We start from the raw sequence: 25,914 nt of genomic DNA on the forward strand, positions 1-25,914 counted from the left end.
CGCATTCAGGAGCGTCCCCGTGAGTGAGTGGTTCCACGCCGAAGGCAACCGCCAGCAAGGCCCGTTGCCCTCGGAACAGTTGATCGAGCTGTTCCGCAGCAACCAGATCACCCTGGACACCCTGGTATGGCGCGACGGCTTGCCGCAATGGCAGCCGTTGCGCAACGTGGTCGACGAACTGGGCCTGATCGTGCCCGCCGTTGATGCAGCCGCCGCGGCGCCACCGCCGCCGCCTGCAGCCCCTCTGCCGCCAACGCTTCCCCCTGTCTCTCCGTACGCGACCACGCCGATGGACGCTGCGCCGGTCGCGAAGAAGGGCCTGTCCGGCTGCGCGTTGACCGCCATCATCGGCGGCGTTGCACTGCTGGTGGTGGTGCCGATCCTGGCCATCCTGGCCGCGATCGCCCTGCCGGCCTACAACGACTACACCATCAAGGCCAAGGTCGCCGGCGCGATCACCGTGCTGCAGCCGCTGAAGGACAAGGTCCAGCACTTCGCCGATGACCAGGGCCGCTGCCCGGGCGCCAACGATGCCGGCTTCCCGGCGGCGGACGAATTCGCAGGCCAGGGCCTGTCGGCCGTGCATATCGGCCGCTTCAACAATGGCCACTGCGGTATCGAAGCGACGCTGGCGGTTCCCGGCAAGAGCCAGGATGGCGACCTGCTCTGGCTCGAATACGACCGCGACAGCGGGCGCTGGGAATGCAGTGGCGAAAGCGACGACAAGTATCTGCCGACGCAATGCCGCGGCTGAGCCGCGCATCGGGCAACCCACCAAGGACGACCCAACAGGGGACATGCAATGACTGAGTGGTACTACGCCGAAGGCCAGCAACGCCAGGGACCGCTGGAGATCACCGAGATCCGCCAGCGTTTCCAGCGCGGCCAGTTGAACCTGGACACCCTGGTCTGGCGCGAAGGCATGGGGCAGTGGGCGCCGCTGCGGCAGGTGGTGGAAGAGCTGGGCCTGCAGACCCTGGCCGATGCCAGCACGTCCACCGCCACCGGTGGCTTCGACCTGCGCAACGACTACGCCGCGATCGACAACGGCACCGCGCCCCTGCCAGGCACCGGCGCCCTCAGCAGCTCGCCCTACGCCGCGCCCGGCGCGGGCGGCAGTGACCATTCGCAGCCGGTACAGGGCGGCGAAGTGGTCTACGCCGGCTTCTGGAAGCGCTTTGCCGCCTACCTGATCGACTACTTCGTGCTGCTGATTCCCAGCGGCGTGGTCGGTGGCGTGCTGGGCTTCGTGCTCGGCGCGGGCATGGGCGCTGCCGGCAGCGGCGAAACAGCGGTGGAAGTGATCACCCAGCTGATCAGTGGCCTGGCTGGCCTGTTCATCGCCGTCGCCTACTACGGCTGGTTCCATGCCTCCCGTGGCGGTGCCACCCTCGGCAAGATGGCCATCGGCATCAAGGTCGTGCGCGGCAATGGCGATCGCCTGACCCTGGGCCGCAGCATCGGCCGCTATTTCGCCACCATCCTCAGTGGCCTGACCCTCTGCATCGGCTATCTGATGGCCGCCTTCACCGAGCGCAAGCAGGGCCTGCATGACCTGATCTGCGACACCGTGGTGGTCGACCGCTGGGCCTACACCGACCAGCCGCAGCTGCAGCGCCGCGAAATGGGCACGGTGACCATCGTGATCCTGGTGCTGGGCGGCCTGCTGATGCTGGCCGGCTTCGCCGCGATCATCTTCGCCGTCGGCGTCATCGCCAGCATGGCGTCGTGATCGCGGATCGAGGGCCAATGCGCCGTCGCGGACGGCCATCCTCACGCCCCCCTGCTTGACAATGGCAGGCCAGGCGTGATTCCTCTAATAAGGTGAAACCTGAACGCCCGGCACAGTCCCGGGCGTTCAGTTTATTGATTTGCCCGTGGCCGCTTCACTAATGCGGCCGTTTGCTCCACCCTAGCGGCCCTTCCCCGCGGCTTACCCACAGACCCTGCTGCCATGCCCAAGCACCTGCTCATCGTTGAATCGCCGGCCAAAGCCAAGACGATCAACAAATACCTCGGCAAGGACTACACGGTCCTGGCCTCGTATGGGCACGTGCGTGACCTGATCCCGAAGGAAGGCGCGGTTGACCCGGACAACGGGTTCGCCATGCATTACGACGTGATCGAGAAGAACGAGAAGCATGTCGATGCGATCGCCAAGGCCGCAAAGGGCGCCGACGACATCCTGCTGGCGACCGACCCGGATCGCGAGGGTGAAGCGATCAGCTGGCATATCGCCGAGATCCTGAAGGAGCGTGGGCTGGTCAAGGACAAGCCGATGCAGCGCGTGGTCTTCACCGAGATCACCCCGCGCGCGATCAAGGAAGCGATCAGCCAGCCGCGCGAGATCGCCAGCGACCTGGTCGATGCCCAGCAGGCGCGCCGCGCGCTGGACTACCTGGTCGGTTTCAACCTGTCGCCGGTGTTGTGGCGCAAGGTCCAGCGAGGCCTGTCGGCAGGCCGCGTGCAGAGCCCGGCGCTGCGCATGATCGTCGAGCGCGAGGAAGAGATCGAAGCCTTCATCGCCCGCGAGTACTGGTCGATCGCCGCCGAGTGCGCGCATCCCTCGCAGCACTTCAACGCCAAGCTGGTCAAGCTCGACGGGCAGAAGTTCGAGCAGTTCACCGTTACCGACGGCGACACCGCCGAGGCCGCCCGCCTGCGCATCCAGCAGGCCGCACAGGGCGCCCTGCATGTCACCGACGTGGCCAGCAAGGAGCGCAAGCGCCGCCCCGCGCCGCCGTTCACCACCTCCACGCTGCAGCAGGAAGCCTCGCGCAAGCTCGGTTTCACCACGCGCAAGACCATGCAGGTCGCGCAGAAGCTGTACGAAGGCGTGGACATCGGCGGCGACGAAGGCACGGTCGGCCTGATCTCGTACATGCGTACCGACTCGGTGAACCTGTCGCAGGATGCGCTGGCCGAAATCCGCGACGTGATTGCCCGCGATTACGGCATCGCCTCGCTGCCCGACCAGCCCAACACCTACCAGACCAAGTCCAAGAACGCCCAGGAAGCGCACGAAGCGGTGCGCCCGACCTCGGCACTGCGCACCCCGGCCCAGGTTGCGCGGTTCCTGACCGACGACGAGCGCAAGCTGTACGAGCTGATCTGGAAGCGTGCGGTGGCCTGCCAGATGATCCCGGCCACGCTCAACACCGTCAGCGTGGATCTGTCGGCCGGCAGCGAACACGTGTTCCGCGCCAGCGGCACCACGGTGGTGGTGCCCGGCTTCCTGGCCGTGTACGAGGAAGGCAAGGACAGCAAGAGCGCCGAGGATGACGACGAAGGCCGCAAGCTGCCGGCGATGAAGCCGGGCGACCGCGTGCCGCTGGAGCGCATCGTGGCCGACCAGCACTTCACCCAGCCGCCGCCGCGCTTCACCGAAGCGGCGCTGGTGAAGGCACTGGAAGAGTACGGCATCGGTCGTCCTTCGACCTACGCCTCGATCATCCAGACCCTGCTGTTCCGCAAGTACGTGGAAATGGAAGGCCGCAGCTTCCGCCCGTCCGATGTCGGCCGTGCGGTGTCCAAGTTCCTGTCCAGCCACTTCACCCAGTACGTCGACTACGACTTCACCGCCAAGCTGGAGGACGAGCTCGATGCCGTCTCGCGTGGCGAGGAAGAGTGGATTCCGCTGATGTCGCGCTTCTGGGGACCGTTCAAGGAACTGGTCGAAGACAAGAAGGAATCGGTCGACCGTGCCGAGGCCAGTGGTGCGCGCGAACTGGGTACCGACCCGAAGACCGGCAAGCCGGTCAGCGTGCGCTTGGGCCGGTTCGGGCCGTACGCGGCCATCGGCAGCACCGCCGAGGATGCCGAGGACAAGCCCAAGTTCGCTTCGCTGCGGCCGGGCCAGTCGATGCACACCATTTCCCTGGAAGACGCGCTGGAGCTGTTCCTGATGCCGCGCGCGCTGGGTGAGGACAAGGGCGAGGACGTCAGCGTCGGCATCGGCCGCTTCGGCCCGTTCGCCAAGCGCGGCAGCACCTACGCTTCGCTGAAGAAGGAAGACGATCCGTACACCATCGACCTGGCCCGCGCCGTGTTCCTGATCGAAGAGAAGGAAGAAATCGCGCGCAACCGGATCATCAAGGAGTTCGACGGCAGCGACATCCAGGTGCTGAACGGTCGTTTCGGCCCGTACATCAGCGACGGCAAGATGAACGGCAAGATCCCCAAGGATCGTGAACCGGCATCGCTGACCCTGGCCGAAGTGCAGCAGTTGATGGAAGAAACCGGCAAGCCGGTGCGCAAGGGCTTCGGCGCCAAGAAGGCTGCCGCCAAGAAGGCCCCGGCAAAGAAGGCGGCAGTGAAGAAGGAAGCCGCGCCGAAGAAGGCGGCTGCCAAGAAGGCGCCGGCCAAGAAGGCGGCTGCGAAGAAGGCCGTGGCCAAGAAGGCACCGGCAAAGAAGGCCGTCAAGAAGGCGGTCAAGAAGGCTGTCAAGTAGATCCACGCCATGCGTGGATGATCTGCCAAGGTGAGCGGACCCACGGTCCGCGCCCACCGTTCCACCCGTTCTGCACGCAGCGGGGGGATAATGAAGGCCCACGCCGGGCCCGGTCGCCGCCATGAAAGAACTCACACTGGACACCGCAGTCGCCACGCTCCGCAGTGGCGGGGTGATTGCCTACCCGACCGAAGCGGTCTGGGGCCTGGGTTGCGACCCTGCGCACGAGGCAGCGGTGCACACGCTGCTGCGGCTGAAGCAGCGCCCGATCGAGAAAGGCATGATCCTGGTGGCCGCTGACCTGTCGCAGCTGCAGGGTTGGGTGCGCCTGCAGGCACTGCCCGATGCACGCCAGCGCGCAGTGCTGGCCAGTTGGCCCGGCGCCAACACCTGGATCCTGCCCGCCGGCACCCGCGCGCCAGCCTGGATCACCGGCGAACACAGCGGCATCGCGGTACGCATCAGCGCCCACCCGCTGGTCGCGGCGCTGTGCCAGGCCTGGGGTGGCCCCCTGGTCTCCACCAGCGCCAACCTTGCCGGCGAGCCCCCCGCGCGCAGCCGCGAAGAACTGGACCCACGCCTGCTGCGCCTGCTCGACGGCATCCTCGATGGGCAGACCGGCGGCCTGGCCCAACCCACGCCGATCCGCGACGCGCTCAGTGGCAACGTACTGCGCTCCTGACAGGTCGATTGCGTCGGCGTTGCCGATCGCGCACGCTGCGCCCATGACGCTGCTGCGCCCTGTCCTGTCTCTGGCCCTGCTGCTGTCGTTGCCGGCCCTTGCCGCCGACGACGTGCGGGTCTATCGCTGCGTCGGCAGCAATGGTGCCGTCGCGCTGCAGGACAAGCCCTGCACGGCCGGCCGCCAGCAGGTGCGCGACCTGCAACGGCCGCGCGACCCGCCGCCACGGGTGGTCAGCACCGACACCGCGCCGCCCGCACCGGTGCAGACGCCAGCGATGCGCGAGCGCGAGGTACGCCATGTCTACATCCAGCCGCCACAGCCGATGTACGAATGCGTGAGTGAAGACGGCGACCGCTACACCAGCGACAACAACGAAGGGAATCCGCGCTGGGTGCCGCTGTGGACCACGGTCTGGTACCCGCACGGTCATGCTGGCGGTGCGTACCCCGGACCGCATCCGGGGCCGCGTCCGGCCGGTAGCGGCAGCACCATCGGTACCCCCATCGGCGGCAGGCCTCCGGTGTATCGCCCGCCGTCAGTGGGCGTTGGTGTCAACGTGCCTGCCGGCAACATCCTGGTGCGCGATACCTGCCATGCCCTGCCCCCGCAGGAAGTGTGCGCACGCCTGCGTGATCGTCGCTGGGAACTGGACCGCCGTTACAACAGCGCGCTGCAGAGCGAGCGCACCGCGATCAGCAAGGAGCAGCGTGGCATCGACGCACGGCTGGCGCAGGACTGCGGCGGCTGAGCCCTGTGCTGGGGACGGTCCCCCCTCTTTGGTAGATGCCCACCTTGGTGGGCACTGGCAGACAGCGGTGCCAACCAAGGTTGGCAACTACCACGGCATGGGACCTACGTGTGCCAACCCAGGTGGGGCGCCTACCCGGGCATGGGCCGCCGCTGTAGGCTGCTCGCATGAGAAGACTGATCTGGCTGGCCATGGCCCTGTTGCCCGGCAACGCGTTGGCCGATGACATGGTGATCTACCGCTGCACCTCGGCCAGCGACGTGCAGACCATCCAGCGCGTACCCTGTCCCGAGGGCAGCACGCAGCGCGTGCAGCGTGTGGCCGATCCGGCACGGGCGGTGCCCGTTGCTGCCATGCCGGAAGCGCCTCCGCCCGGCCCGCAGGCCTGGCCCGCGTCATCCCCCACCGCCACACCGGGCATGCCGGCCGCCACGTCGGCCAGTCCACGCGCCGGCGAAGAGCGACCGGTCATGGAAGCCCGGATGGTCGACAGCGCGGAAGGAGACACCATTCTCGACAGCGCGATGCTGCACGATCGCGGTGAAGGCGCTGCCACGGACAAGGACGCACCACCGAAGCCTCCGCTGCCGGCGATCTTCCAGTGCATCGACACGCAGGGGGGTTCCTACCTGCATGAGTACGAGGCTGCACCAGGCCGCTGCGAACTGTTGAACGTACAGGGCCTGGGCGGGGCGACACCGGTGAATGCCGCCAGCTGCGAGGTGGTCAGGGACCGCTGCACTGAAGTGGCCGAAGCGCAGCGCTGCGGCAGCTGGCAGCAGCGCTTCCGCGATGCACGCGGTCGCGAGCGCTTTGCCGCGCCCGAAAACCAACCGGCAGCGCGCGGCGAACGTGAACGCCTGCAGGCCGTGCTGGAAGCCAGCGACTGCCCCGTGCCGAAGTGAAGCATCCACGCCCGCCGTGGATGCCTCCATCCGCAACGGGTGGTCCCGTCAGAACCCGTATCGCAGGAAGCCACCATCCACCGCGATGCATTCGCCGGTGACATAGCTCGATGCCGGCAGGCACAGGAAGCCCACGGCCGAGGCCACCTCCTCCGGCTCACCGATGCGCCGCATCGGCGTGCGGCCGATCACTTCCTCGTAGTAGTCGGTATCGGACAGCGGGCCGGACGTGCGACGGGTCCGGATGTACCACGGCGCCACTGCATTGACCCGGATGCCATCCTCGGCCCACTCCACCGCGAGGTTGCGGGTCATCTGGTGCATCGCCGCCTTGGTCATGCCATAGACCACGCCGCTGCGCACATGGGTCAGGCCGGACACGCTGCCGACGTTGACGATGGCCGATGACGCGTGGCGCGCGAGCAACGGATGCGCATAGCGCGACAGCTCGAACGCCGAGAACAGATTGGTCTCGAAAATGCCGCGCCATTCGTCTTCGGAATACTCCGTGGCGGGCTTGGTGATGTTGCCACCGGCATTGTTGACCAGGATGTGCAGGCCATCGGCGTGGTCCTCAACCCAGTCCAGGATCTGCCGGCGGTCTTCATCGTCGGACACATCGGCAGCCAAGGCGTGCACCTGGTGCTGCGGATACACATCCAGCAGTTCGTCGCGGGCACTCTCCAGCATGTCCAGGTCGCGGCCGACGATCATCAGGTCGGCGCCGAGACCGGCCAGTTCATGCGCGATCGCCAGGCCGATGCCGGCGCTGGCACCGGTGATCAGGGCCGTCTGCCCATCCAGGCGCCACCGTTGCTGGGTCATATGTCCTCCGGGGCCGCGCCCGCTGTGTTTCGATGCGGCAAGGATACGCGCTCACGACCGTCCGTCGCCCGGGATGCGACACTGGCTGCACGTCCCTCGTGGAGAGCTGCCATGCGCGTCCTGATTCCCGTCCTGCTGTCGGCCGTCGTGCTGGCCGGGTGCCAGCGCCCTGCACCACCCGATCCCGAACGACCACCGCAACCGCAGGCGATGGCCAAGGCGATCAATCAACCGGTGGACCGCGCAAAGGCCGTGCAGAAGACCCTGGACGAGGCCGCCGAACGGGAGCGCAAGGCAGAGGCCGACGCGCAGTAGATGCCCGCATACAACAACGCCCGGCCAGAGCCGGGCGTTGCGCGTTCAGCAGGTCCACGCCATGCGTGGATACTTCTGGTCGATCCACGCCATGCGTGGATACTTCTGGTCGATCCACGCCATGCGTGAACATCCCCAGTAGATCCACGCCATGCGTGGATGGGCCATCAGAACCCGCAGAAGCAGTACGCCAGCGACTTCACCGGTGCACCATTGCCCTTCTCGCGCGCTGCATTTTCAACGAAGCGCAGCTGCGTATCGATTTCCGGCATGGTGCGCGCCAGCATCATCCGGCCCACGCCGGAATCGGCCAGCATCCAGGCGCCGGCGCGGCTGCCAGCAAAGCCGCTGACGAACTGCGCGAACGGCGTGGCCGCCTTCTCGATGTAACGCACACGGTACTTGTCGGTCGCGCCCAGCTTGGCACGGCCAGCGGCGTCGGCCACGGCATCCTTCAGGCCACCGAAGGCATCGACCAGACCGCGCTCCTTGGCCTGCGCGCCGCTCCAGACACGCCCACGGGCCACTTCGTCAATCGCCTCGACCGGCTTCTTGCGGGCCTCGGCGACACGGCCGGTGAAATCGGCATAGCCCTTGTTGATCACCGACTGGATGACCTGGCCCACCGCCGGGTCCATCGGCCGGGTGACATCGAAGGCACCGGCGAAACGGGTGGTGCCGACGCCGTCGGTGTGCACGCCGAACTTGTCCAGCGCACGGCTGAAGTTGGGGATCATGCCGAAGATGCCGATCGAACCGGTGATGGTCGACGGGTCGGCATAGATGCGATCGGCGTTCATGCTGATCCAGTAGCCGCCGGACGCAGCGAGGTCGCCCATGGACACCACCACCGGCTTGCCCGCAGCCTGCAGGGCCACCACTTCGCGACGGATCTGCTCGGAGGCGTAGACCTCGCCACCCGGCGAATCCACGCGCAGCACCACAGCCTTGACGTCGTCATCGTCGCGCGCCGCACGCAGCAGCGCCGAAGTCGATTCACCGCCGATACGGCCGGCCGGCAGATCGCCGCCGCTGATTTCACCGGAGGCCACCACCACGGCGACCTGCGGACGCGAATCAACCGGGTTGCGACGCGCATCGAGCTGGGCCATGTAGGTGCCGAAATCGATGTTGCGGAAGCCGCCGTCGGCGTCTTCGTCAGCAACGCCGCGTTCGATCATCAGGTCCTCGAATTCCTCGCGGGTCTTCAGCGCGGTCACCAGCTTCTGCTGCAGGGCGAACTTGGCCAGGTCGCCGCCGGCGGCAGCGACGCCTTCAGGCAGGGTGTCGATGCCGGCCGCCAGCTGTGCCGGATCCAGGCGACGGGCCTTGGCGATATCGCCGAGGTAGCGCTGCCACACATCGTTCATCCAGAACAGATCGGCTTCCTTGGATGCCGGCGATGCCGCGTCGAGCACGTACGGCTCGGCGGCCGACTTGTACTCGCCCACCTTGAACAGATGCACGTCCACGCCCAGCTTGTCCTGCAGGCCGGTGCGGAAATACTGGCGGTAGCGACCCAGGCCTTCCAGCACCACCGAACCCATCGGGTCCAGGTAGACCTCGTCGGCCTGTGCGGCGAGCAGATACTGCGACTGCCCCATGCTCTCGCTGAAGGCCACCAGCTGCTTGCCCGAGGCACGCAGGTCCTGCAGCGCGGCGGACACTTCGCGCAGCGAGGCGAAACCGGACGGCTGCAGCTTGTCCAGTTCCAGCACTACCCGCTCGATCTTCTTGTCATCGCGCGCGCTCTCGATCACCCGGATCAGATCGCGCAGCTGCACTTCCTCGGCACCGTTGTCACCGACGGCCTTGGCCAGCGCGCGGCTGACCGGATCGGCACTGTACTGCTCGACCAGGCGGCCTTCCGGCGCGATCACCAGCGTGGTGCGGTCCTGCAGCGCCTTGCTGGCACCAGCGCCCATGCCCGCAGCGACGATGAACATCACCAGCACCAGCAGCAACAGGCCGAAGAACACCAGGTTGAGGATCAACCGGCGGGTGAAATTCATCACGTCCCACAGCCCGATGAAGAAGCTGGCGACAGGATTGCGGTTCGCCGGGGGCAGCGGCGGCACGGGTTGGTTCATGGAGCACTCCGGATGGCTTCTTGCCGTGGTAACAGCATAGCCGGTGCCGCGTGAGGCAGCATCGGACACAAGTCAGGGGATCGCCAGTCACGGTTGCCCGGGACCGGCGCGATGTCAGGCCAGCGTGGACTGGCCAATGCGTTTGCTGCTGCGGCCCAGGCGCCAGCCCATCAGGATGGCGGCGGCGGTCAGGCCGACGATCAGGCCGATCCACATGCCCTGCGGCCCCATGCCCAGGCCCAGGCCGAGCCCGGCGCCCAGCGGCATGCCCAGGCCCCAGTAGGCGAACATGGCGATGAACATCGGCACGCGGGTGTCCTTCAGGCCGCGCAGTGCGCCGGCCGACAGCACCTGGATGCCATCGGGGAACTGGAAGGTGGCCGCATACAGCAGCAGGGTCGAGGCCAGCCCGGCCACGGCCAGGTCGTTGGTGTAGACGCCGACGATGGCGTCGTGGCCGAACAGCAGCACCGCCGCCGACAGCGTCTGCGTGCCCATGATGATCGCGTAGCCGGCCCACGCCGCACGGCGCACGCCGAAGCCATCGCCACGGCCGACCGCATGGCCGACCCGCACGGTGGTCGCCTCGGCCACGCCCATCGGGATCATGAAGCACAGCTGCGCCACGTTGATCGCGATCTGGTGCGCGGCCGCTTCATTGGCACCCAGGCGACCGATCAGCAATGCGGTGACGATGAACAGGCCACCTTCCATCAGCACGGTGATGCCGATCGGCAGGCCGGTGCGCAGCAGGTCCCAGATCGCTTTCCAGCGCGGACCCTCGAAGTGCGAGAACAGCTGCAGGTGGGCAAAGCGCTTGGTGAACCACAGGTAGGTACCGAAGGCGATCGCCTGCAGCCACATCATCACCGCCGAGGCGATGCCCAGGCCTTCAGCGCCCATTTCCGGGAAGCCCAGCTTGCCGTTGGCCAGCACGTACCCCATCGGCGCGAGCACCAGCAGGCCACCAAAACCGAGCAGCATGGTCGGCAGCGTCCAATGCATGCCTTCACTGAGATAGCGCATGCAGAAGTACAGCGTCAGCGCCGGGCCACCCCAGCGCACCGCATGCAGGAAGGCCGTTGCGCCGGGCACGATGTCCGGGGCGATGCCGAAGGCCGGCAGCAGCGGCGGCACCACGGTGAGGAAGGTGAACATGATCAGGCCCAGGCCCAGCGCCAGCCACAGCGCCTGCCGGAACAGCGGGCCGATCTCGCGCTCACGGCCGGCGCCATGCAGCTGCGACACCGAGGCGGTGAGCGAGATCAGCGTGCCGATCGGAATCAGCATCGGCAGCCACAGCAGCGCCGTGCCGATGGTCACTGCGGCCAGGGTGGAGGTCGCATGGTGGCCGGCAATCACGTTGTCGACGAAGGAGATCAGACCGGTGGAGACGTGCCCGAGCACAAGCGGCAGGGCAAGCAGACCGGTAGCGCCGACTTCCTTGCTGAAGCGCGGCGTGGAGGTTGCAGTAGACATAAGGTGCTTGACGCGAACTACGGTTGCGCGCGAAGGGCACAGGCACCGGGTTGCGGCCGGCCATCTTACGCGCGCCGGGCGGTCATTCCCATGACTGCCCCATAAAGGGGACGGAGGGAGTTAAGTCGTATCCGGCACAGTCGAGCCAGAAACGACTTAACTCCCTCCGTCCCCTTTTCGCTTATTGGCCGGCCTGGCGCTTGAGCCAGGTGTCGCGTTCGGCCGCGGGGACCGTCAGGAATGCGCTGCGTACGCTGTCGCGTTCCTGCGGCGGCGTGCGCTGGGCGACCAGGGCCAGCTGCGCCAACTGCGACGGACTCAGCTGGCGCAGCACGGCAAGCACGGCATCACGCTGTTGCGGCGGTACGAAGCCGAACAGGCCGTGCAGCTTGGGGAACTCGGCGCCCAGTTGCGGGCCCAGCCGCCAGCCTTCGCGGAAGGCCTGGTCCTGTGCCTGGAACTGCGCGCGCAGGCGTTGCTGCTGGTCGGCCGGCAAGGCGGCAAAGCGGGCGGCGGCCTGGCGGATGCGTTCGCGCTCACCCTCGGGCAGTGCCCGCCATGCGGCGTATTCGCTGCGGCGCTGGCGTTGCTGGGCGGGATCGAGTTGCGCGAATGACGCCGCGGCAGTGGACGCCGCAGTGGGCGCGGCCGATGGTGTTGCCGACGGTGCGGGCAGCGGCACGTTCACTGATTGCGGAGCGGCCGCCAGCGACAGCGGCAGGGCCAGCAGCAGGCCGGCGAGCAGGAGCTTATTCATCGGCAGCAGAGGTTTCCAGCGCTGCGCCGACCGGTTCCGGGTGGGTCGGCTTGGGTTGTGACTCGTCCACCGGCAACGGACCACCGGCGGCACTCCAGGCATGCATGTCGGCCTCGGCCAGCAGCGGGTAATCGCGGTCGGCCAGCATCGCAGCATCTTCGCTGGCCTGCGCATCGCCGCCCGCAGCAGGGCGGACATCGCTGGCGGGCAGCGCCTCGACGGTGACCGGCCCGGCCTCACCCACCACGCCTTCGGGCAGGGGGCCATCGGCAGTCAGCGCACGGCCCTGCCAATGGCGCCAGCCCAACGCAGCCAGCAGCAGCACCGCCACGGTGATCAACAGGATCACCGGGCCACGCCAGCGCGGCTTGGCATTGGCGCGGCGACGCTTGCCGCTTGCAGATGCGCGTTCGTCGCGCAGCGGTGCACGCCAGCTGGACGCAGGCGCCTGATTGTTGGCCGCTGGCGCGGACGGCTGCTGCAGCTGCTGTAGGCGCTTGGCCGGCAGGTCGCGGACACGCAGCTGCACCTGTTCGGCCAGAGCGCGCCATGCAGCGGCGTCGGGCTGGCCATCGGCATCGCGTGGGCAGGCCGTGGCCAACAGGCGCTGATAGCCTTCTTCGTCGACATCCAGAACGCGGGTGGCGATGCTCTCGTCCAGGCTGCCCCCCACCCGCAGCAGCAGGGCCAGCCGCGGCAAGGGTGCCATCTCACCCAGCGCGGCCAATGACGGTGGCCACTGACCGCTGGCCGGCTCGCGCAGCGCCTGGCGCTGGCCCAGCAGGGTCCAGAAGCGGCTGGGCCACTGCGCCATCGGCAGGTCGCTGGCGACCGCGGCGAAGGCGCGCATCACCGCCACCAGCGTCTGTTCGGCACGGGCGGGGTCACCGCACTGCAGTTCGGCCACGACCAGGGCACGGCGTTCGACGCCACGCAGAAATGCCGACAGCGCGCCGGCCGCGGTCGAGGAAACAGGGGCGGGCACAGCCGTCATCGGTCACTCCAAAGGTCTGGCGGCATGATAGCGGCAGCCCATCGCTGCCCGGCAGGACTTGCGATTGCAGACGCTTTCTGCTGCAGGTTGTGCACAGCACCAAGCGGCAACCGGGCGATTCCTGCGGGAATGGCTGAATTCATCCTGTTTCAGCAATGTTTCACACTTAAGTTGTTGATTTATATTGAATTTAAAGTGTGGCTATTTTTTGACCAACCGAAGCGTGAGGCCGTCGCCATCGGCCTCATACGGCGGCATGAGCCGCTAACGCACAGACTTATCCACAGAAGATGTGGATAAGACTGAATCTCCAATAGACACCGATATTTAGGTGACATTTATGATTCGCCGGAGGGCATGGCAGTCGCATCTGCCACTGCCATGCGCCCTCGCATGGGCCGTTACACTGGCCCGATGCTCGCCCCTGAATCCGGCCCTGTCCCGACCCTGCAGGTCGCCCTGCCCGTGCCCCTGCCGCGCCTGTTCGACTACCTGCCACCGCAGGGCGAAGGCCCGACGGTAGCGGTCGGCTGCCGGCTGAAGGTTCCGTTCGGCAACCGCGAACTGATCGGCGTGGTGGCAGGGCATGGGCAGGTAGAGGACAGCCAGGGCCTGCGCCAGGCACTGGCCTGGTGTGACACCACACCGCTGCTGCAGGGCGAGTTGTGGCAGAGCCTGCAGTGGCTGGCCCGCTATACCCACGCCCCCTTGGGCGACGTACTGAGCACCGCCCTGCCCGGCCCGCTGCGGCATGGCGAACCGCTGCCCGACACCCATCACTGGGGCTGGCAGCTGACAGCCGAAGGCCACGCACAGCGCGAGAAGCTGCGCGCCGGCAGCCGACCGCGGCAATTGGCCGAGCTGCTGGCCGAAGCGGTGGTGGACGAAGATGTCCTGTCCGCACGCATGCAGGACTGGCGGGTGGCCGCACGCAGCCTGGGCAAGCGCGACCTGGCCGAGCGCATCGCCCTGAGCGTGGCGCCGCAGCACGCCCAGCCCCTGCCCGGCCCCACCCTCAATGCGGAGCAGGCCGAAGCGGTGGCCGCAATCACCGCCGCCGAGAGCTTCCAGGCATTCCTGCTGGACGGGGTGACCGGCAGCGGCAAGACCGAGGTCTACCTGCAGGCCATCATCCATTGCCTGGCGCAGGGCAGGCAGGCCCTGGTGCTGGTGCCCGAGATCGGCCTGACCCCGCAGACCCTGGCCCGCTTCCGCGGCCGTCTCGGCATCGCCGTGCATGCGTTGCACTCAGGGCTGACCGACAACGAACGCGCGCGGGTCTGGGCTGCGGCCTCGCGCGGCGAAGCACGGGTGATCGTGGGCACGCGTTCGGCGGTGTTCATTCCGCTGCCGCAGCCCGGCCTGCTGATCGTGGACGAAGAGCACGACGGCAGCTACAAGCAGCAGGACGGCATCCGCTACCACGCACGTGATTTCGCGCTGGTGCGGGCCAAGGCGCAGGGCATTCCTGTGCTGCTGGGCAGCGCCACGCCGTCATTGGAAACCCTGCACAACGCCTATGCCGGCCGCTATGCGCACCTGCGCCTGAAGCAGCGCGCCGGTGATGCCCGGCCGCCGCGCGTGCGCATCCTCGACGTCCGCAAGCGTCCGCTGCGCGATGGCCTTTCCGCCGACGTACTGGCCGGCATCGGCGAACACCTGCAGCGTGGCCAGCAGGTGCTGGTGTTCAAGAACCGACGCGGCTATGCGCCGGTGCTGCTGTGCCACGACTGCGGCTGGACCGCACCCTGCAACCGCTGCGATGCACCGATGACCGTGCATGGCGGTGGCCGTCGCCTGCAATGCCATCACTGCGGTGCGCGGCAGCCGGCACCACTGGCCTGCCCCGCCTGTGGCAGCCTGGCCCTGCAGCCACAGGGCATCGGCACCGAGCGGCTGGAAGAACACCTGGTCAGTGCCTTCGCCGATTTCACGGTGGTGCGCATCGACCGTGGCACCACCGCCCGCCGCGATGCGCTGGAGCAGCAGCTGGCCAAGCTCGGCAACGCGCCCGGCATCCTGGTCGGCACGCAGATCCTGGCCAAGGGCCACGACCTGCCCAAGCTGACGCTGGTGGTGGTGGTGGGCATCGACGAAGGGCTGTTCTCGGCCGATTTCCGCGCCAGCGAAAAACTGGCGCAGCAGCTGATCCAGGTAGCCGGCCGCGCCGGTCGCGCGCGCGATCCGGGTGAAGTGTGGCTGCAGACCCATCATCCGGGCCATCCGCTGCTGGAGACGCTGGTCAACGGTGGCTACCACCCGTTCGCGCAGGCCGAACTCAACCAGCGCCAGGCAGCCGGGTTCCCGCCCTTCGCGCACCTGGCATTGATGCGTGCCGAAGCACAACAGGTCGAGCATGCCAACGCGTTCCTGCTCGCTGCGCGGAAACTGCTGGGTGAACAGGACATGGTGGAGGCCTACGGGCCGATGCCGGCGCCAATGCCACGCCGTGCCGGTTATCAGCGCACGCAGCTGCTGCTGTCGGCAGCACAGCGGCCGCCGCTGCACGGGGTACTGGCACAGCTGGTGCCGCAGTTGTACGCGCTGCCGGAGGCACGCAAGGTGCGCTGGTCGCTGGATGTGGATCCGACGGATCTGTACTGAGGGCAATGCGCTGGGGTCGGATCCCTTTCCGCAGAAAAGGGTTCGGACCCCGAACGTCGCCCCTGCGCTTACGTCATCGGTGACATCACGCCGCGCTGGTACGCCGGGCGTTCGCGCAGACGTGCATACCACTCGGCCAGGTGCGGCAGGTCCGGGCGCTGGATCGGCAGTTCGAACCAGGCGTAGATCAACGAGCCCAGCGCGATGTCACCCATGGCGAACGTCTCGCCCGACAGCCACGGCTGCCTGGCCAGAGTTGCGTTGGGCAGCGCCAGGAAATCACCGGCGCGCACGATCGCTGCATTGATGCGCGCCTCATCGCGGTCGGCCGGTGCGGTGCGCATGATGCCCCAGATCAGTTCGGAGTACAGCGGCGCCATCCGCGAGGTGCTCCAGTCCATCCACTTTTCGGCCTGGGCGCGCTCCATCGGATCTTCGGCATACAGCGTGCCCAGCGAATAGCGCGCACTGAGGTAGCGCACGATGGTGTTCGACTCCCACAGCGGCAGGCCGTGGTCTTCGATCACCGGCACCAGGCCGTTCGGGTTCATCGCCACGTACTCCGGCGACTGCGTGCCACCGTGGCTGCCACCCACTTCGATGGACTCGTACGGCAGGCCGATTTCCTCGGCGCACCACAGCACCTTGCGGACGTTGCTGGAATTGCGGCGGCCCCAGATCTTCAACATGCGGGTTTCCTTGTGTGCAGCAGTGCGCCGCGATGGCGCGGAGCCGCTACGATACGCCCATCCACAGGGAGAGACGACATGACCGCATGGGATGCAGTGAACTACACGCTTCTGGCAGCAGGACTGGTGATGCTGGTGCTCGGGTACCGGCGCTCGAACCGCAACATGCTGCTGTGCGCCGGCGTGCTGCTGCTGGCCTTCAATGGCGTTGAAGAATTCGCCAACGGATTTGCGGAAGGCTATGCCGGCTCCAGCGCACGTACGCTGTAGCCACACCATGTCTTCTGCAGTGCTGCGCGACCGGCACACGCTGGGCAACGCCCGGCGCTACCGGTTCTTCTTCGGCAGCGCGCGTACGTAGGAGGACTTACCGTCCTTCTTCAGTTCGAACAAACCGATCGCCGCCAGCAGATCGCTGAGTTTGCCGTAACCGTAGTTGCGCGGATCGAACGAGGCCTGGTTGCCGATCTGGCTGCCGACCGGACCCAGGTGTGACCAGCCATCCTCGCCTTCTGCCGAGGACACCGCACGGCGCAGCATCTTCACCAGACGCGTGTCGCTGCGCATTTCCGCCCCGCTCTTGCGTGGGCGCGCATCATCGCTGGTGGCCTGCTCGCTGGGCGCCTGTCCGTTCGATGATTGTTCGTTCGCTGCCTGCTCCACATCCTGCACGCTGGCGTGGGTCTGGCCCAACGCTTCGAGGTAGGTGAACTTCGAGCACGCGTTGACGAAGGGTTCGGGCGTTTTCTTTTCGCCGAAGCCATACACCTTCACGCCATCGGTCAGCAGGCGCATCACCATCGGAGTGAAGTCGGCATCGCTGGACACGATTGCGAAGCCATCCAGGTTGCGCGCATACAGCAGATCCATCGCGTCGATCACCATCGCCATGTCCGACGCGTTCTTGCCCTTGCTGTAGGCGAACTGCTGGATCGGGCGGATCGCATACTCGTGCAGCACCGCCTCCCAGCCCTTCAGTCGTGGGCTCTTCCAGTTGCCGTAGGCACGGCGGACGTTGGCCACACCGTAGCGCGCGACCTCGGCCAGGACTTCGTCGATCTTCGAGGCCGGTGCATTGTCGGCGTCGATCAACAGGGCGATGCGCTTTTCCGGTTCGCTCATGAACTCCTCACGGGCAGTTGCCTGAACCCGAGTATCGCCGATCCCGATGCACGCTGACGTGACAAGGAGCGGCCGTGCGAAGATGCCAGGCACTTCCCCCATGCCCCCCTGGAGTGAGTCGATGAGTCGTGATCGCGTCCCCCACCTGGTCGTAGTCGGCGGCGGTTTCGCCGGCCTGTGGGCCACCCGTGCGCTGGCCCGCGAACGCATACGCATCACCCTGGTCGACCGTCGCAACCACCACCTGTTCCAGCCGCTGCTTTACCAGGTGGCCACCGCCGGGCTGTCCGCTCCGGATATCGCCGCACCGCTGCGCCACATCCTCGGCCACCAGCGCAACGTGGAGGTGCGGCTGGGTGAAGTGGTGGCCATCGACAAGCAGGCCCGCCAGATACGCATGGCCGATGGCAGCACGCTGGACTACGACAGCCTGCTGCTGGCCACCGGTGCCACCCACGCCTACTTCGGTCACGACGAATGGGCCGACGATGCACCCGGCCTGAAGACGCTCGACGATGCCATCGCCCTGCGGCGCAAACTGCTGCTGGCGTTCGAACGCGCCGAAGCCGAACCGGACCCGGAAAAGAAGGCGGCATGGCTGAGCTTTGCCGTGGTGGGCGGTGGGCCGACCGGCGTCGAGCTGGCCGGCACCCTCGCGGAAATCGCCCGGCATACGCTGCGCAATGAATTCCGCCACATCGATCCGGCCAGCGCCAAGGTACGGCTGGTCGAGGCCGGTCCGCGCGTGTTGTCCACCTTCCCCGAAGTGCTTTCGCTGAAGGCACGCCGGCAGCTGGAAAAACTGGGCGTGGAAGTGATGACCGGCACGCCGGTGAGCCACATTGATGGACAGGGCTTCAAGCTGGGCGACCAGTTCGTGCCCGCGCGTACCGTGGTCTGGGCCGCCGGCGTGGCCGCCTCACCGTTGGCGCGCACCCTGGACGTGCCGCTGGACCGCGCCGGTCGCGTGCAGGTGCAGCCCGACCTGACCCTGCCTGGTCATCCGGAACTGTTCGTGGCCGGCGACCTTGCTGCGCTGAACCAGGCCAACGGCAAACCGGTACCGGGCGTTGCGCCTGCCGCCAAGCAGATGGGCAAGTACGTGGCGGACGTGATCCGCGCGCGCCTGCATGGCAAGGCAGCACCCGGGCCGTTCAAGTACGCCGACTTCGGCAACCTGGCCACCATCGGCCGCATGGCCGCGATCGTGCACCTGGGCAAGTTGCAGCTGTCCGGCGTGCTGGCCTGGTGGTTCTGGCTGGCCGCGCACGTGTTCTTCCTGATCGGGTTCCGCAACCGCGTCGTGGTGCTGTTGAACTGGGCGGTGGCGTACTGGAGCTACCAGCGCAGCGCGCGGATCATCTTCGGCGATGACCGCGAAGACCGGCGGCCGAAGCGGTAGGGTCCACACCATGCGTGGATGAATTTCTGTGCAGGTTGCATGGAGCGCAGCCACGCAGGGCGTGGCTCTACTTCGGCTTCGGGTACCACAGCGCGTTGACGATGACCCAGCGCTGCTCGAAGCGGCCCATGTGGAAGTAGTCGACGAACCACGGGGTTTCCAGCCGCACCGATGCGACGTTGCCGGTCACGTCCAACACCGTGCAGCGGCGATCCCATTGATCCTTCGGGGTCTTCAACGCGCCCTGCTTGGTCAACGCAACCAGCTCTTCCTTCGACATCCGGCGCAGGCCCAGGCGCTCGTCCGGTGTATCACCGAGCACCGCACGTTTGGCCAGGTCCGGATGCAGGGAACGGGCGACGCGCTGCGGGTCGGCCTCCAGCTGGCCATCCACGTAGTCGTGGCAGGTGGCTTCGATGGCTGCGATCGTGGCGGCGTCGGCGACAGGGCTTGTCGCCGCAGCGACAGCGAACAACAGGGCAAGCGTGGACATCCGGGTCTCCAGCGCTGAGGGCTGGGCGATCATGGCATGGCCGGATGCGCCCGATCTACGCATGCCGTGGATCTACTGCAACAGCCAGGCCAGCTTGCGTTCGCGCGGCTGCCGCTTGAGCTCCCATTCGGCACGTGAGGCCGCTGCCCGGTCTGGGTACTCACGCACCGCCAGGACCCGCAGTGGCGGCCGCGACCGGGTGTAGCGGGCCCCCTTGCCGGCCTGGTGGGCAGCAAAGCGGGCCGGCACGTCGGTGCTGATGCCGGCGTAATAGCTGCCGTCGCGGCATTCGAGCAGGTACAGGAACCACGGGCGGGAAGGCGAAACCATGGCCGGATTATGCCGTGCTGCACTGCAGCGGATATACTGCCGCCCGAATGCAGGAGAGAGGCGCCGCGCTGGCGCCCGCCGAAGGCGCAGGCTCCCATGATCGCTCAGGCCGGTGGGCTGGAATCCCACCAACCATGCATTCGACTCGCCGAGCTGGAGAGAGGTCACCGGGCACGCCCGGGACGATCCGCCGAAGGGGCACGCGGCTCACGCCGCTGAACTCTCAGGCAAAAGGACAGCGGGAGCGGCACCGGTCATCGTCATCCCGTCATTGCGCAGGCAGTGGCGGTATGTGCGCATGGCCGGCCCCACCGCGCCCGGAGCCTGTCCCATGCTGCTGTCCATCATCTACCTGATCGCCATTTCCGCCGAAGCCATGACCGGTGCCCTGTCTGCCGGCCGCCGCCGCATGGACCTGTTCGGCGTGGTCATGATCGCCTGTGTCACCGCCCTCGGCGGCGGCTCGCTGCGCGACATCCTGCTTGGCCACTATCCGCTGGGCTGGGTGAAACACCCCGAGTACCTCGGCTTCACCGTGTGCGCGGCGCTGATCGCCACCTGGGTGGCGCGCTGGATGCACCACTTCCGCCGTACCTTCCTGGTGCTCGATGGCCTGGGCCTGATCGCCTTCACCCTGATCGGCTGCTCGATCGCGCGCGAGGCCGGCCATGCACTGCCGATCGTGCTGATCGCCGGCATGCTCACCGGCGCGTTCGGCGGCGTGCTGCGCGACATCCTCTGCAACGAGGTGCCGTTGATCTTCCAGAAGGAGCTGTACGCGATCATCTCGCTGCTGACCGGTGCGGTGTATCTGCTGTTGCTGCACTGGGGCGTGGCCGATGCCACGGCGATCCTGTGCTGCCTGGGCGGTGGTTTCGCCGTGCGTCTGCTGGCCATCCACTACCGCTGGGAAATGCCGAAGTTCGTGTACCACGACGAAGTGCATTGAGCGCTGACGTTCGCCGGGTTTCACACCACCCCGGCGATGTACCTGGCGCTGGCAAGAGTGCGCAGCGCCAGGCGCATCGCCGGTGCAGACGGGCCGGTCTCCAACTCCGACCGGCCCTGATCGCGGCCGCACCCCCGCAGGCGCTGGCCGCCATCCACACACGTGCCGCACTCAAGCGGCTTCGGACACCTTCACCTCACGGCGGGCGCGCACGGCAGCGGCAAGCCGCTCCAGCACCTGCACGGTGGTGTCCCAATCAATGCAGCCATCGGTGATGCTCTGGCCGTAGACCAGCGGCTGGCCCTCCACCAGTTCCTGGCGACCGCCGACCAGGTGGCTTTCGACCATCACACCGACGATGCGCTGCTCGCCGTCTTCCAGCTGGGTGGCGATGTCTTCGATCACCTTCGGCTGGTTTTCGTGGTTCTTCAGGCTGTTGGCGTGGCTGGCATCGATCATCAGGCGCGTCGGCAGCTTGGCCTTGGCCAGCGCCTGGCAGGCATCGGCCACGCTGGCCGCATCGTAGTTCGGCTGCTTGCCACCACGCAGGATCACATGGCAGTCGGGGTTGCCGGTGGTGGAGACGATGGCGGTGCCGCCCTGCTTGGTGACCGACAGGAAGTGATGCGGATTGGAGGCCGCGCCCACGGCATCGGCGGCGATCTTGACGTTGCCGTCGGTGCCGTTCTTGAAGCCGACCGGGCACGACAGCCCCGACGCAAGTTCACGATGCACCTGGCTTTCGGTGGTGCGTGCGCCGATCGCGCCCCATGCCACCAGGTCGGCGATGTACTGCGGCGAGATCACGTCGAGGAACTCGACGCCAGCCGGCAGGCCCAGCTTGTTGATGTCGCGCAGCAGGCCACGGGCGATGCGCAGGCCCTTGTCGATCTTGAAGCTGCCGTCCAGGTCCGGATCGTTGATCAGGCCCTTCCAGCCCACCGTGGTGCGCGGCTTCTCGAAGTACACGCGCATGACGATTTCCAGCTCGCCGGCCAGCGCATCGCGCATCGGCTTCAGGCGCTGTGCGTACTCGATGGCGGCTTTCGGGTCGTGGATCGAGCACGGCCCGACCACCACCGCCAGGCGGTCGTCGCGGCCGTGCAGGATCTGGTGCAGGGCGGCGCGCGAAGCGCTGACGGTGTCGGAGGCTTCGTCATCGCAGGGCAGCATCGCCAGCAGCTGGGCAGGCGGTGTCAGCGGTTCGATGGTGCGGATACGCAGGTCGTCGGTGTGCGGGGGCATGGTGAGGGGTCTCTACGGAAGGTGGGGGTCCGCAGCGTGGCGACATGAAAAAAGCCGCCAGGTTCGCTGGCGGCTTTCGGGAATGCGTCTGAAGCTTTCTTCAGGGTGAGCGCAATCCTTCCTCCGCCGGGGGCTTCGGAAAGTAATACCAATAAAAGCTGGCGTGGGTTGCGTTCATGGGATCTATTGATAACACAGGGTTTTGGCGGGTGCCAACTGTTTCATCCGCAACTGCGGGCGCGGTTCAGCGGACTATCGGCTACCATGCACTTCCACATCCAGCAGCAGCGTCTCGTGGATGTCGACCCAACGCTCGACCACCCGGTCCAGTTCCTGCCTGGCCTCATCAAGCTGTTCGGGGTTGAGCATGGACCTGGCCGTATACAGATCGGACACCAGCTGCCGCAGGGTGGCTTCCTGGATGGCCACCACCGGCCCTTCCAGGCCGGGTACCTGCAGCGCTGGACTGCTGCCCAGCGCTCCGTACAACGTCACCTGGATCTTGCTCTGCATGCTCGACTTCCCTGCGGGTGGACACGGCCGAGCGCCATCTTTACCCGGAATGGATGACACGCGCATGTGCCACCGCAGGCCGCATTACAGCGCTGCAAGATCCGCAAGGTGCTGGGCCATCGCATCCACCGCGCCCACGGCATTGGTGGTGGCGAAGTAGTCATGCCAGCCAGTAGCACTGATGGCGGCCACCAGGGCATCGGCATCTGCACGGCTGCCGCACCTCCAGACCGCGTAGTACTGCTCGGTGCTGGCATATGACACGTCGCTGGCCACGCGGCCCATCGCCAACGGTGCGATGCGTGCGGGATCCAATTGCTGCATGCCGGCGCCGATGCGGGTGAAGAAGGCGTTCCGCTGTTCCGCGCACAGCGCTTTCCAGGCCGGCGTCGCCGCGTACAGCTCGATGAGGAGGTGGGACATGTGGTCTTCCTTGAGGGTCGTGGGATTGCCGGCCAGCGGCCGGCACTACCGGGAAACGCGCGTGAACGGTACGGCGCTACAGCGAGCGCAGCGCGCGCTTGCGGATGTACCTATTGGCTGAGCTGTCGTGCGTTGACTGCCACCGCGTGCACACATCGCGCACCCATCCGGGCTGGCTCTTGCCGGCGTCGTTCAGCCAGTTGCCGACCGAGTCCTGCACGTAGCGCTCGGGATCGTCAGCGAGCGCCTCCAGCAGGGGCAACGCGTGCTCGGGTTGCTGCTTGAACAACACAACGTGCGTGGCCCATACACCGCGGGGGCGAAGCGCCTCACAGGCAAAGCGGCGCAGACGGGGCGAGCGCTGCTGCGTCCAGGGGTGCAGCAGGGCAAGCGCTTCCAGCGGCTCGGCGACGATATCGCTACGCAGGGCCAACCATGCCCATTCCCGCACACCGAAGTGCGGATCATCTGCCAGCGGACGCATCGCCTGCAGCTTGTCGGCCAATGCCGTCCGCACGTCGCCGCCGATCAGATAACAGGCCCATCCGCGCACGGTGTCGGAGGGATGCGCCTGCCAGCAGTGCACGTCACCCTGCCCCGCCTCGCGCAGCACCGCTGCGGCCAATGCCATGCGCTGGGTGATTCCCTTGCCTGCAGCGGCGCGCATGCGCTGCGTGGATGCCTGGGGCAAGGTCGGTGCCACCGCCTGCAGCAGTGCGGCGAAGTCCACTGCGAGGCACTCGGCCAGGTGCGTGCTGGATACGCTGCCCGCATTGAGTGCCTGCAGGCGTGCCGTGCCGATGGTGCCGCTCATGTGCCTGTTTCCTGGCCTGCGTCGGTGTGTCGCCAGACTTTTTCCAGCAGCAGCGACAACTGCACCTGTTCACCGGAATCAAGGCCGTTGAACAGTCCACCGATCCATTGGGTGTGCTGGTCGAACAGATCGTCAGCCAGGCGCTTGCCGCGCGCGGTCAGCACGATCTGCAGACGGCGGCCGTCCTCGGCGTCACTGCGCCGCTGCAGCAGGCCGTCACGCTGCAGACCATCAAGCAGTCCGCTGATGGTGGCGCGGGTGACGCCGGCACGCTCGGCCAACGTATGCGGTGGCAAGGTGCCACCAGCGCCGTGCAGGAGGAACAGCACCACGAAACGGCCTTCGCTGAGGCCGTGCGGCGCCAACCGTGCGGCGCAGTCGCGGTCGATGGCGGTGGACAGCGAAAGCAGCTGGAAGCACAGGCGAAGCTGGGCCAGCTGGGGATCGCCGCGACGGCCAGCCTCTTGAATGAGAGCCGTGTGTTTTGCTTCAAGCATCCATCATATCCATTATGATTAGGCGCCTTATTATATTTGCGATCCCGCAGGGCGCAAGCCCGGACCGGGTTGCCGCAGGGCATGACGCGGCGCCGCCCCAGGGCCTGGCTACGGTCGATCGGCGCCGGCAGCCAAAGCTGCGGTAGCATCGCGCCACGTCCCGCCAGGAGTTCCACGCATGTGCCGTGTCGTCCTGTTGTTGCTGACGCTGTTGCCGATCGCCGTAGTCGCCGCGCCCCCTCCGCTGCCCTCGCCAGCCCGCATTGATGCCCAGGCGCGACGGCTGATGCAGGCCGCACACGCACGTGGCATGGCGCTGGCGGTGATCGACGCTGGCAAGGTGGTGCACGTGGCCGCCTATGGCGAGCGCAACGCCGCCGGCGAACCGCTGCGTACCGACACCGTGATGTACGCCGCTTCGTTGACCAAGATGGCCTTTGGCCACCTGGTCGCGCAGCTGGCACAGGACCAGGTGATCGCGCTGGACGCCGGCATTGCCACGTATCTGGACAAGCCGTTGCCGGACTACCCCGTCGATACGAAGCACTACGCCGATTACAGCGTATTGGCCGGCGACGAACGCTGGCGCCGGCTCACCCCGCGCCTGCTGCTCAATCATGGCAGCGGCTTTGCCAACTTCGCGTTTCTGGAACCGGATGGCAGGCTGCAATTCCATTTCGATCCGGGCAGCCGCTACGGCTATTCCGGCGAAGGCTTGATCCTGCTGCAGTTCGTGCTCGAACGGGGGCGCCTTGGCCAGGACATCGGCGCGCTGATGCAGCGGCGCGTGTTTGATCGCTTCGGCATGCCCCGCACCAGCATGATGTGGCGCGAGGATTTCGCCGCCAACCTGGCCGACGGCTGGACCGCCGATGGCACGCCCGAGCCGCATGACGAGCGCAGCCGGGTGCGGGCCGCCGGCTCGATGGATACCACCATCGCCGACATGGCCAACTTCGCGGCGGGCTATGTCCGCGGCGAAGGCCTTTCAGCGGCGATGCGGCAGGAGCTGGTACGTCCGCAGCTGCCGATCACCACGGCCAGCCAGTTTCCGACCCTGCAGGCGGAACTGCCGGTAGCGGAGCGGCGCAGGGACCTGGCAGCCGGCCTGGGCGTGGTCACCTTCCGCGGGCCGCAGGGGCCCGGCTTCTACAAGGGCGGCCACGATGACGCGGTGGGCAACACCCTGGTGTGCATCGAGCAGGGCCAGCGCTGCGTGGTGATGCTGGGCAACGATGTCCGCTCCGAGGCGGTGTTTCCGGCGCTGGTGGCGTTCGTGCTGGGCGATACCGGAGTGCCGTGGGACTGGGAGTACGGCACGCAGAAGGTGTTCGTGCGCTGACGCCATCCACGCATGGCGTGGATCTACTGGCATGGACCGATGGGCATGGATTCATTGGCATGGACCCGTAGGCATGGATTCATTGGCATGGACCCGTAGGCATGGATTCATTGGCCTGGACCCGTAGGCATGGATTCATTGGCATGGACACATGGGTATGGATACACGGGTATGGACCCATTGGCGGCAACACGCCACCCACAAAAAACCCCGCCTTGCGGCGGGGTTTTTCATTGCAGCAGT

26 protein-coding genes and 2 riboswitches are annotated in these 25,914 nt (G+C 67.0%); of the genes, 12 read left to right on the top strand and 14 right to left on the bottom strand.

Annotated elements, in window-relative coordinates; all coding sequences use genetic code 11:
• Positions 1 to 19: 19 nt before the first annotated feature.
• The 6 genes from ACUXVE_RS11030 to ACUXVE_RS11055 all read left to right on the top strand — a co-directional run bounded on the left by ACUXVE_RS11030 (position 20) and on the right by ACUXVE_RS11055 (position 6,788).
• Positions 20 to 754, top strand: coding sequence for a GYF domain-containing protein (locus tag ACUXVE_RS11030; protein ID WP_093818109.1), 735 nt, complete (start codon positions 20 to 22; stop codon positions 752 to 754).
• 48 nt (positions 755 to 802) lie between these two features.
• Positions 803 to 1,732, top strand: coding sequence for an RDD family protein (locus tag ACUXVE_RS11035; RefSeq protein WP_093818110.1), 930 nt, complete (start codon positions 803 to 805; stop codon positions 1,730 to 1,732).
• Positions 1,733 to 1,954: 222 nt separating this feature from the next.
• Positions 1,955 to 4,450 (top strand): DNA topoisomerase I, encoded by a 2,496-nt coding sequence (locus ACUXVE_RS11040; RefSeq protein WP_445514403.1) that lies wholly within the window; start codon positions 1,955 to 1,957, stop codon positions 4,448 to 4,450.
• Between the two features lie 121 nt (positions 4,451 to 4,571).
• Positions 4,572 to 5,132: a Sua5/YciO/YrdC/YwlC family protein gene (locus ACUXVE_RS11045; protein ID WP_093818112.1), complete on the top strand. Its 561-nt coding sequence runs from the start codon at positions 4,572 to 4,574 to the stop codon at positions 5,130 to 5,132.
• A gap of 43 nt (positions 5,133 to 5,175) precedes the next feature.
• Positions 5,176 to 5,883: a DUF4124 domain-containing protein gene (locus ACUXVE_RS11050; RefSeq protein ID WP_222388298.1), complete on the top strand. Its 708-nt coding sequence runs from the start codon at positions 5,176 to 5,178 to the stop codon at positions 5,881 to 5,883.
• 167 nt (positions 5,884 to 6,050) lie between these two features.
• On the top strand, positions 6,051 to 6,788 hold the full coding sequence (locus tag ACUXVE_RS11055; RefSeq protein WP_093818114.1) for a hypothetical protein: 738 nt from the start codon (positions 6,051 to 6,053) through the stop codon (positions 6,786 to 6,788).
• A 48-nt stretch (positions 6,789 to 6,836) separates the two neighbouring features.
• Here the strand turns inward: ACUXVE_RS11055 and ACUXVE_RS11060 are convergent, their stop codons facing one another.
• Complete coding sequence (locus tag ACUXVE_RS11060; protein ID WP_025879399.1) at positions 6,837 to 7,613, bottom strand: SDR family oxidoreductase; 777 nt, start codon at positions 7,611 to 7,613, stop codon at positions 6,837 to 6,839.
• Positions 7,614 to 7,724: 111 nt separating this feature from the next.
• Here ACUXVE_RS11060 and ACUXVE_RS11065 point away from each other — a divergent pair, with 111 nt between their 5' ends.
• Entirely contained in the window at positions 7,725 to 7,928 is a 204-nt protein-coding gene (locus tag ACUXVE_RS11065; RefSeq protein WP_093818115.1) for a hypothetical protein, read from the top strand.
• 167 nt (positions 7,929 to 8,095) lie between these two features.
• On the opposite strand, the gene sppA is transcribed toward ACUXVE_RS11065, so the two are convergent.
• The 4 genes from sppA to ACUXVE_RS11085 all read right to left on the bottom strand — a co-directional run bounded on the left by sppA (position 8,096) and on the right by ACUXVE_RS11085 (position 13,248).
• A complete protein-coding gene (gene sppA / locus ACUXVE_RS11070) occupies positions 8,096 to 10,018 on the bottom strand; it encodes a signal peptide peptidase SppA (protein WP_117311519.1) in 1,923 nt (640 codons plus the stop codon).
• A gap of 114 nt (positions 10,019 to 10,132) precedes the next feature.
• Positions 10,133 to 11,497, bottom strand: a complete 1,365-nt coding sequence (locus tag ACUXVE_RS11075) for an MATE family efflux transporter (protein WP_093818117.1) — start codon at positions 11,495 to 11,497, stop codon at positions 10,133 to 10,135.
• A gap of 181 nt (positions 11,498 to 11,678) precedes the next feature.
• Positions 11,679 to 12,254: a DUF3106 domain-containing protein gene (locus tag ACUXVE_RS11080; RefSeq protein ID WP_222388296.1), complete on the bottom strand. Its 576-nt coding sequence runs from the start codon at positions 12,252 to 12,254 to the stop codon at positions 11,679 to 11,681.
• The gene (locus ACUXVE_RS11085) at positions 12,247 to 13,248 is read right to left on the bottom strand and encodes a hypothetical protein (RefSeq protein WP_222388295.1); all 1,002 of its coding nucleotides are present in this window, start codon (positions 13,246 to 13,248) and stop codon (positions 12,247 to 12,249) included. Before ACUXVE_RS11085 ends, ACUXVE_RS11080 begins: the two co-directional genes overlap by 8 nt.
• Before the next feature lie 414 nt (positions 13,249 to 13,662).
• Here ACUXVE_RS11085 and ACUXVE_RS11090 point away from each other — a divergent pair, with 414 nt between their 5' ends.
• The gene (locus ACUXVE_RS11090; RefSeq protein WP_445514434.1) at positions 13,663 to 15,852 is read left to right on the top strand and encodes a primosomal protein N'; all 2,190 of its coding nucleotides are present in this window, start codon (positions 13,663 to 13,665) and stop codon (positions 15,850 to 15,852) included.
• A 68-nt stretch (positions 15,853 to 15,920) separates the two neighbouring features.
• On the opposite strand, the gene ACUXVE_RS11095 is transcribed toward ACUXVE_RS11090, so the two are convergent.
• Positions 15,921 to 16,541 carry a glutathione S-transferase family protein gene (locus ACUXVE_RS11095; protein ID WP_093818121.1) on the bottom strand — a complete coding sequence of 207 codons (621 nt, stop codon included), beginning with the start codon at positions 16,539 to 16,541 and terminating at the stop codon, positions 15,921 to 15,923.
• Between the two features lie 78 nt (positions 16,542 to 16,619).
• Here ACUXVE_RS11095 and ACUXVE_RS11100 point away from each other — a divergent pair, with 78 nt between their 5' ends.
• Positions 16,620 to 16,811, top strand: a complete 192-nt coding sequence (locus ACUXVE_RS11100) for a hypothetical protein (RefSeq protein ID WP_445514404.1) — start codon at positions 16,620 to 16,622, stop codon at positions 16,809 to 16,811.
• Positions 16,812 to 16,868: 57 nt separating this feature from the next.
• Here ACUXVE_RS11100 and ACUXVE_RS11105 read toward each other — a convergent pair whose 3' ends face one another.
• Positions 16,869 to 17,663 (bottom strand): NYN domain-containing protein, encoded by a 795-nt coding sequence (locus tag ACUXVE_RS11105; protein WP_025879390.1) that lies wholly within the window; start codon positions 17,661 to 17,663, stop codon positions 16,869 to 16,871.
• A gap of 121 nt (positions 17,664 to 17,784) precedes the next feature.
• Between ACUXVE_RS11105 and ACUXVE_RS11110 the strand changes: the two genes are divergently transcribed.
• Complete coding sequence (locus ACUXVE_RS11110; protein WP_093818123.1) at positions 17,785 to 19,065, top strand: NAD(P)/FAD-dependent oxidoreductase; 1,281 nt, start codon at positions 17,785 to 17,787, stop codon at positions 19,063 to 19,065.
• A gap of 67 nt (positions 19,066 to 19,132) precedes the next feature.
• Here the strand turns inward: ACUXVE_RS11110 and ACUXVE_RS11115 are convergent, their stop codons facing one another.
• Both ACUXVE_RS11115 and ACUXVE_RS11120 read right to left on the bottom strand, forming a co-directional pair.
• On the bottom strand, positions 19,133 to 19,558 hold the full coding sequence (locus tag ACUXVE_RS11115; RefSeq protein ID WP_222388293.1) for a nuclear transport factor 2 family protein: 426 nt from the start codon (positions 19,556 to 19,558) through the stop codon (positions 19,133 to 19,135).
• A 72-nt stretch (positions 19,559 to 19,630) separates the two neighbouring features.
• Complete coding sequence (locus tag ACUXVE_RS11120) at positions 19,631 to 19,888, bottom strand: GIY-YIG nuclease family protein (RefSeq protein ID WP_222388292.1); 258 nt, start codon at positions 19,886 to 19,888, stop codon at positions 19,631 to 19,633.
• 40 nt (positions 19,889 to 19,928) lie between these two features.
• Positions 19,929 to 20,018, top strand: a riboswitch (glycine riboswitch).
• Between the two features lie 13 nt (positions 20,019 to 20,031).
• Positions 20,032 to 20,135: riboswitch (glycine riboswitch) on the top strand.
• 84 nt (positions 20,136 to 20,219) lie between these two features.
• Between ACUXVE_RS11120 and ACUXVE_RS11125 the strand changes: the two genes are divergently transcribed.
• Positions 20,220 to 20,837: a trimeric intracellular cation channel family protein gene (locus ACUXVE_RS11125; protein ID WP_032952083.1), complete on the top strand. Its 618-nt coding sequence runs from the start codon at positions 20,220 to 20,222 to the stop codon at positions 20,835 to 20,837.
• Positions 20,838 to 21,008: 171 nt separating this feature from the next.
• Here ACUXVE_RS11125 and ACUXVE_RS11130 read toward each other — a convergent pair whose 3' ends face one another.
• From ACUXVE_RS11130 to ACUXVE_RS11150, 5 genes are all read right to left on the bottom strand, one after another.
• Positions 21,009 to 22,082 (bottom strand): 3-deoxy-7-phosphoheptulonate synthase, encoded by a 1,074-nt coding sequence (locus tag ACUXVE_RS11130; RefSeq protein WP_093818127.1) that lies wholly within the window; start codon positions 22,080 to 22,082, stop codon positions 21,009 to 21,011.
• Positions 22,083 to 22,334: 252 nt separating this feature from the next.
• On the bottom strand, positions 22,335 to 22,595 hold the full coding sequence (locus tag ACUXVE_RS11135) for a hypothetical protein (RefSeq protein WP_089237217.1): 261 nt from the start codon (positions 22,593 to 22,595) through the stop codon (positions 22,335 to 22,337).
• An 84-nt stretch (positions 22,596 to 22,679) separates the two neighbouring features.
• Positions 22,680 to 23,018 (bottom strand): DUF6616 family protein, encoded by a 339-nt coding sequence (locus ACUXVE_RS11140; RefSeq protein ID WP_093818128.1) that lies wholly within the window; start codon positions 23,016 to 23,018, stop codon positions 22,680 to 22,682.
• A 76-nt stretch (positions 23,019 to 23,094) separates the two neighbouring features.
• Positions 23,095 to 23,832 (bottom strand): DNA alkylation repair protein, encoded by a 738-nt coding sequence (locus tag ACUXVE_RS11145; RefSeq protein ID WP_445514405.1) that lies wholly within the window; start codon positions 23,830 to 23,832, stop codon positions 23,095 to 23,097.
• Positions 23,829 to 24,329, bottom strand: coding sequence for a MarR family winged helix-turn-helix transcriptional regulator (locus ACUXVE_RS11150; protein WP_445514406.1), 501 nt, complete (start codon positions 24,327 to 24,329; stop codon positions 23,829 to 23,831). The genes ACUXVE_RS11145 and ACUXVE_RS11150 overlap by 4 nt, the downstream gene beginning before the upstream one ends.
• Before the next feature lie 178 nt (positions 24,330 to 24,507).
• Between ACUXVE_RS11150 and ACUXVE_RS11155 the strand changes: the two genes are divergently transcribed.
• Positions 24,508 to 25,671: a serine hydrolase domain-containing protein gene (locus ACUXVE_RS11155; RefSeq protein WP_445514407.1), complete on the top strand. Its 1,164-nt coding sequence runs from the start codon at positions 24,508 to 24,510 to the stop codon at positions 25,669 to 25,671.
• Positions 25,672 to 25,914 lie beyond the last annotated feature (243 nt).

This window comes from Stenotrophomonas sp. 3(2025) (assembly GCF_052665395.1).

What these genes read in the sequence shown, in the direction of transcription:
- ACUXVE_RS11035 (WP_093818110.1), top strand. Translation starts at nt 803, where the DNA reads ATGACTGAGTGGTACTACGCCGAAGGCCAGCAACGCCAGGGACCGCTG.
- ACUXVE_RS11040 (WP_445514403.1), top strand. Translation starts at nt 1,955, where the DNA reads ATGCCCAAGCACCTGCTCATCGTTGAATCGCCGGCCAAAGCCAAGACG.
- ACUXVE_RS11045 (WP_093818112.1), top strand. Translation starts at nt 4,572, where the DNA reads ATGAAAGAACTCACACTGGACACCGCAGTCGCCACGCTCCGCAGTGGC.
- ACUXVE_RS11050 (WP_222388298.1), top strand. Translation starts at nt 5,176, where the DNA reads ATGACGCTGCTGCGCCCTGTCCTGTCTCTGGCCCTGCTGCTGTCGTTG.
- ACUXVE_RS11055 (WP_093818114.1), top strand. Translation starts at nt 6,051, where the DNA reads ATGAGAAGACTGATCTGGCTGGCCATGGCCCTGTTGCCCGGCAACGCG.
- ACUXVE_RS11060 (WP_025879399.1), bottom strand. Translation starts at nt 7,613, where the DNA reads ATGACCCAGCAACGGTGGCGCCTGGATGGGCAGACGGCCCTGATCACC.
- ACUXVE_RS11065 (WP_093818115.1), top strand. Translation starts at nt 7,725, where the DNA reads ATGCGCGTCCTGATTCCCGTCCTGCTGTCGGCCGTCGTGCTGGCCGGG.
- sppA (WP_117311519.1), bottom strand. Translation starts at nt 10,018, where the DNA reads ATGAACCAACCCGTGCCGCCGCTGCCCCCGGCGAACCGCAATCCTGTC.
- ACUXVE_RS11075 (WP_093818117.1), bottom strand. Translation starts at nt 11,497, where the DNA reads ATGTCTACTGCAACCTCCACGCCGCGCTTCAGCAAGGAAGTCGGCGCT.
- ACUXVE_RS11080 (WP_222388296.1), bottom strand. Translation starts at nt 12,254, where the DNA reads ATGAATAAGCTCCTGCTCGCCGGCCTGCTGCTGGCCCTGCCGCTGTCG.
- ACUXVE_RS11085 (WP_222388295.1), bottom strand. Translation starts at nt 13,248, where the DNA reads ATGACGGCTGTGCCCGCCCCTGTTTCCTCGACCGCGGCCGGCGCGCTG.
- ACUXVE_RS11090 (WP_445514434.1), top strand. Translation starts at nt 13,663, where the DNA reads ATGCTCGCCCCTGAATCCGGCCCTGTCCCGACCCTGCAGGTCGCCCTG.
- ACUXVE_RS11095 (WP_093818121.1), bottom strand. Translation starts at nt 16,541, where the DNA reads ATGTTGAAGATCTGGGGCCGCCGCAATTCCAGCAACGTCCGCAAGGTG.
- ACUXVE_RS11100 (WP_445514404.1), top strand. Translation starts at nt 16,620, where the DNA reads ATGACCGCATGGGATGCAGTGAACTACACGCTTCTGGCAGCAGGACTG.
- ACUXVE_RS11105 (WP_025879390.1), bottom strand. Translation starts at nt 17,663, where the DNA reads ATGAGCGAACCGGAAAAGCGCATCGCCCTGTTGATCGACGCCGACAAT.
- ACUXVE_RS11110 (WP_093818123.1), top strand. Translation starts at nt 17,785, where the DNA reads ATGAGTCGTGATCGCGTCCCCCACCTGGTCGTAGTCGGCGGCGGTTTC.
- ACUXVE_RS11115 (WP_222388293.1), bottom strand. Translation starts at nt 19,558, where the DNA reads ATGTCCACGCTTGCCCTGTTGTTCGCTGTCGCTGCGGCGACAAGCCCT.
- ACUXVE_RS11120 (WP_222388292.1), bottom strand. Translation starts at nt 19,888, where the DNA reads ATGGTTTCGCCTTCCCGCCCGTGGTTCCTGTACCTGCTCGAATGCCGC.
- ACUXVE_RS11125 (WP_032952083.1), top strand. Translation starts at nt 20,220, where the DNA reads ATGCTGCTGTCCATCATCTACCTGATCGCCATTTCCGCCGAAGCCATG.
- ACUXVE_RS11130 (WP_093818127.1), bottom strand. Translation starts at nt 22,082, where the DNA reads ATGCCCCCGCACACCGACGACCTGCGTATCCGCACCATCGAACCGCTG.
- ACUXVE_RS11135 (WP_089237217.1), bottom strand. Translation starts at nt 22,595, where the DNA reads ATGCAGAGCAAGATCCAGGTGACGTTGTACGGAGCGCTGGGCAGCAGT.
- ACUXVE_RS11140 (WP_093818128.1), bottom strand. Translation starts at nt 23,018, where the DNA reads ATGTCCCACCTCCTCATCGAGCTGTACGCGGCGACGCCGGCCTGGAAA.
- ACUXVE_RS11145 (WP_445514405.1), bottom strand. Translation starts at nt 23,832, where the DNA reads ATGAGCGGCACCATCGGCACGGCACGCCTGCAGGCACTCAATGCGGGC.
- ACUXVE_RS11150 (WP_445514406.1), bottom strand. Translation starts at nt 24,329, where the DNA reads ATGCTTGAAGCAAAACACACGGCTCTCATTCAAGAGGCTGGCCGTCGC.
- ACUXVE_RS11155 (WP_445514407.1), top strand. Translation starts at nt 24,508, where the DNA reads ATGTGCCGTGTCGTCCTGTTGTTGCTGACGCTGTTGCCGATCGCCGTA.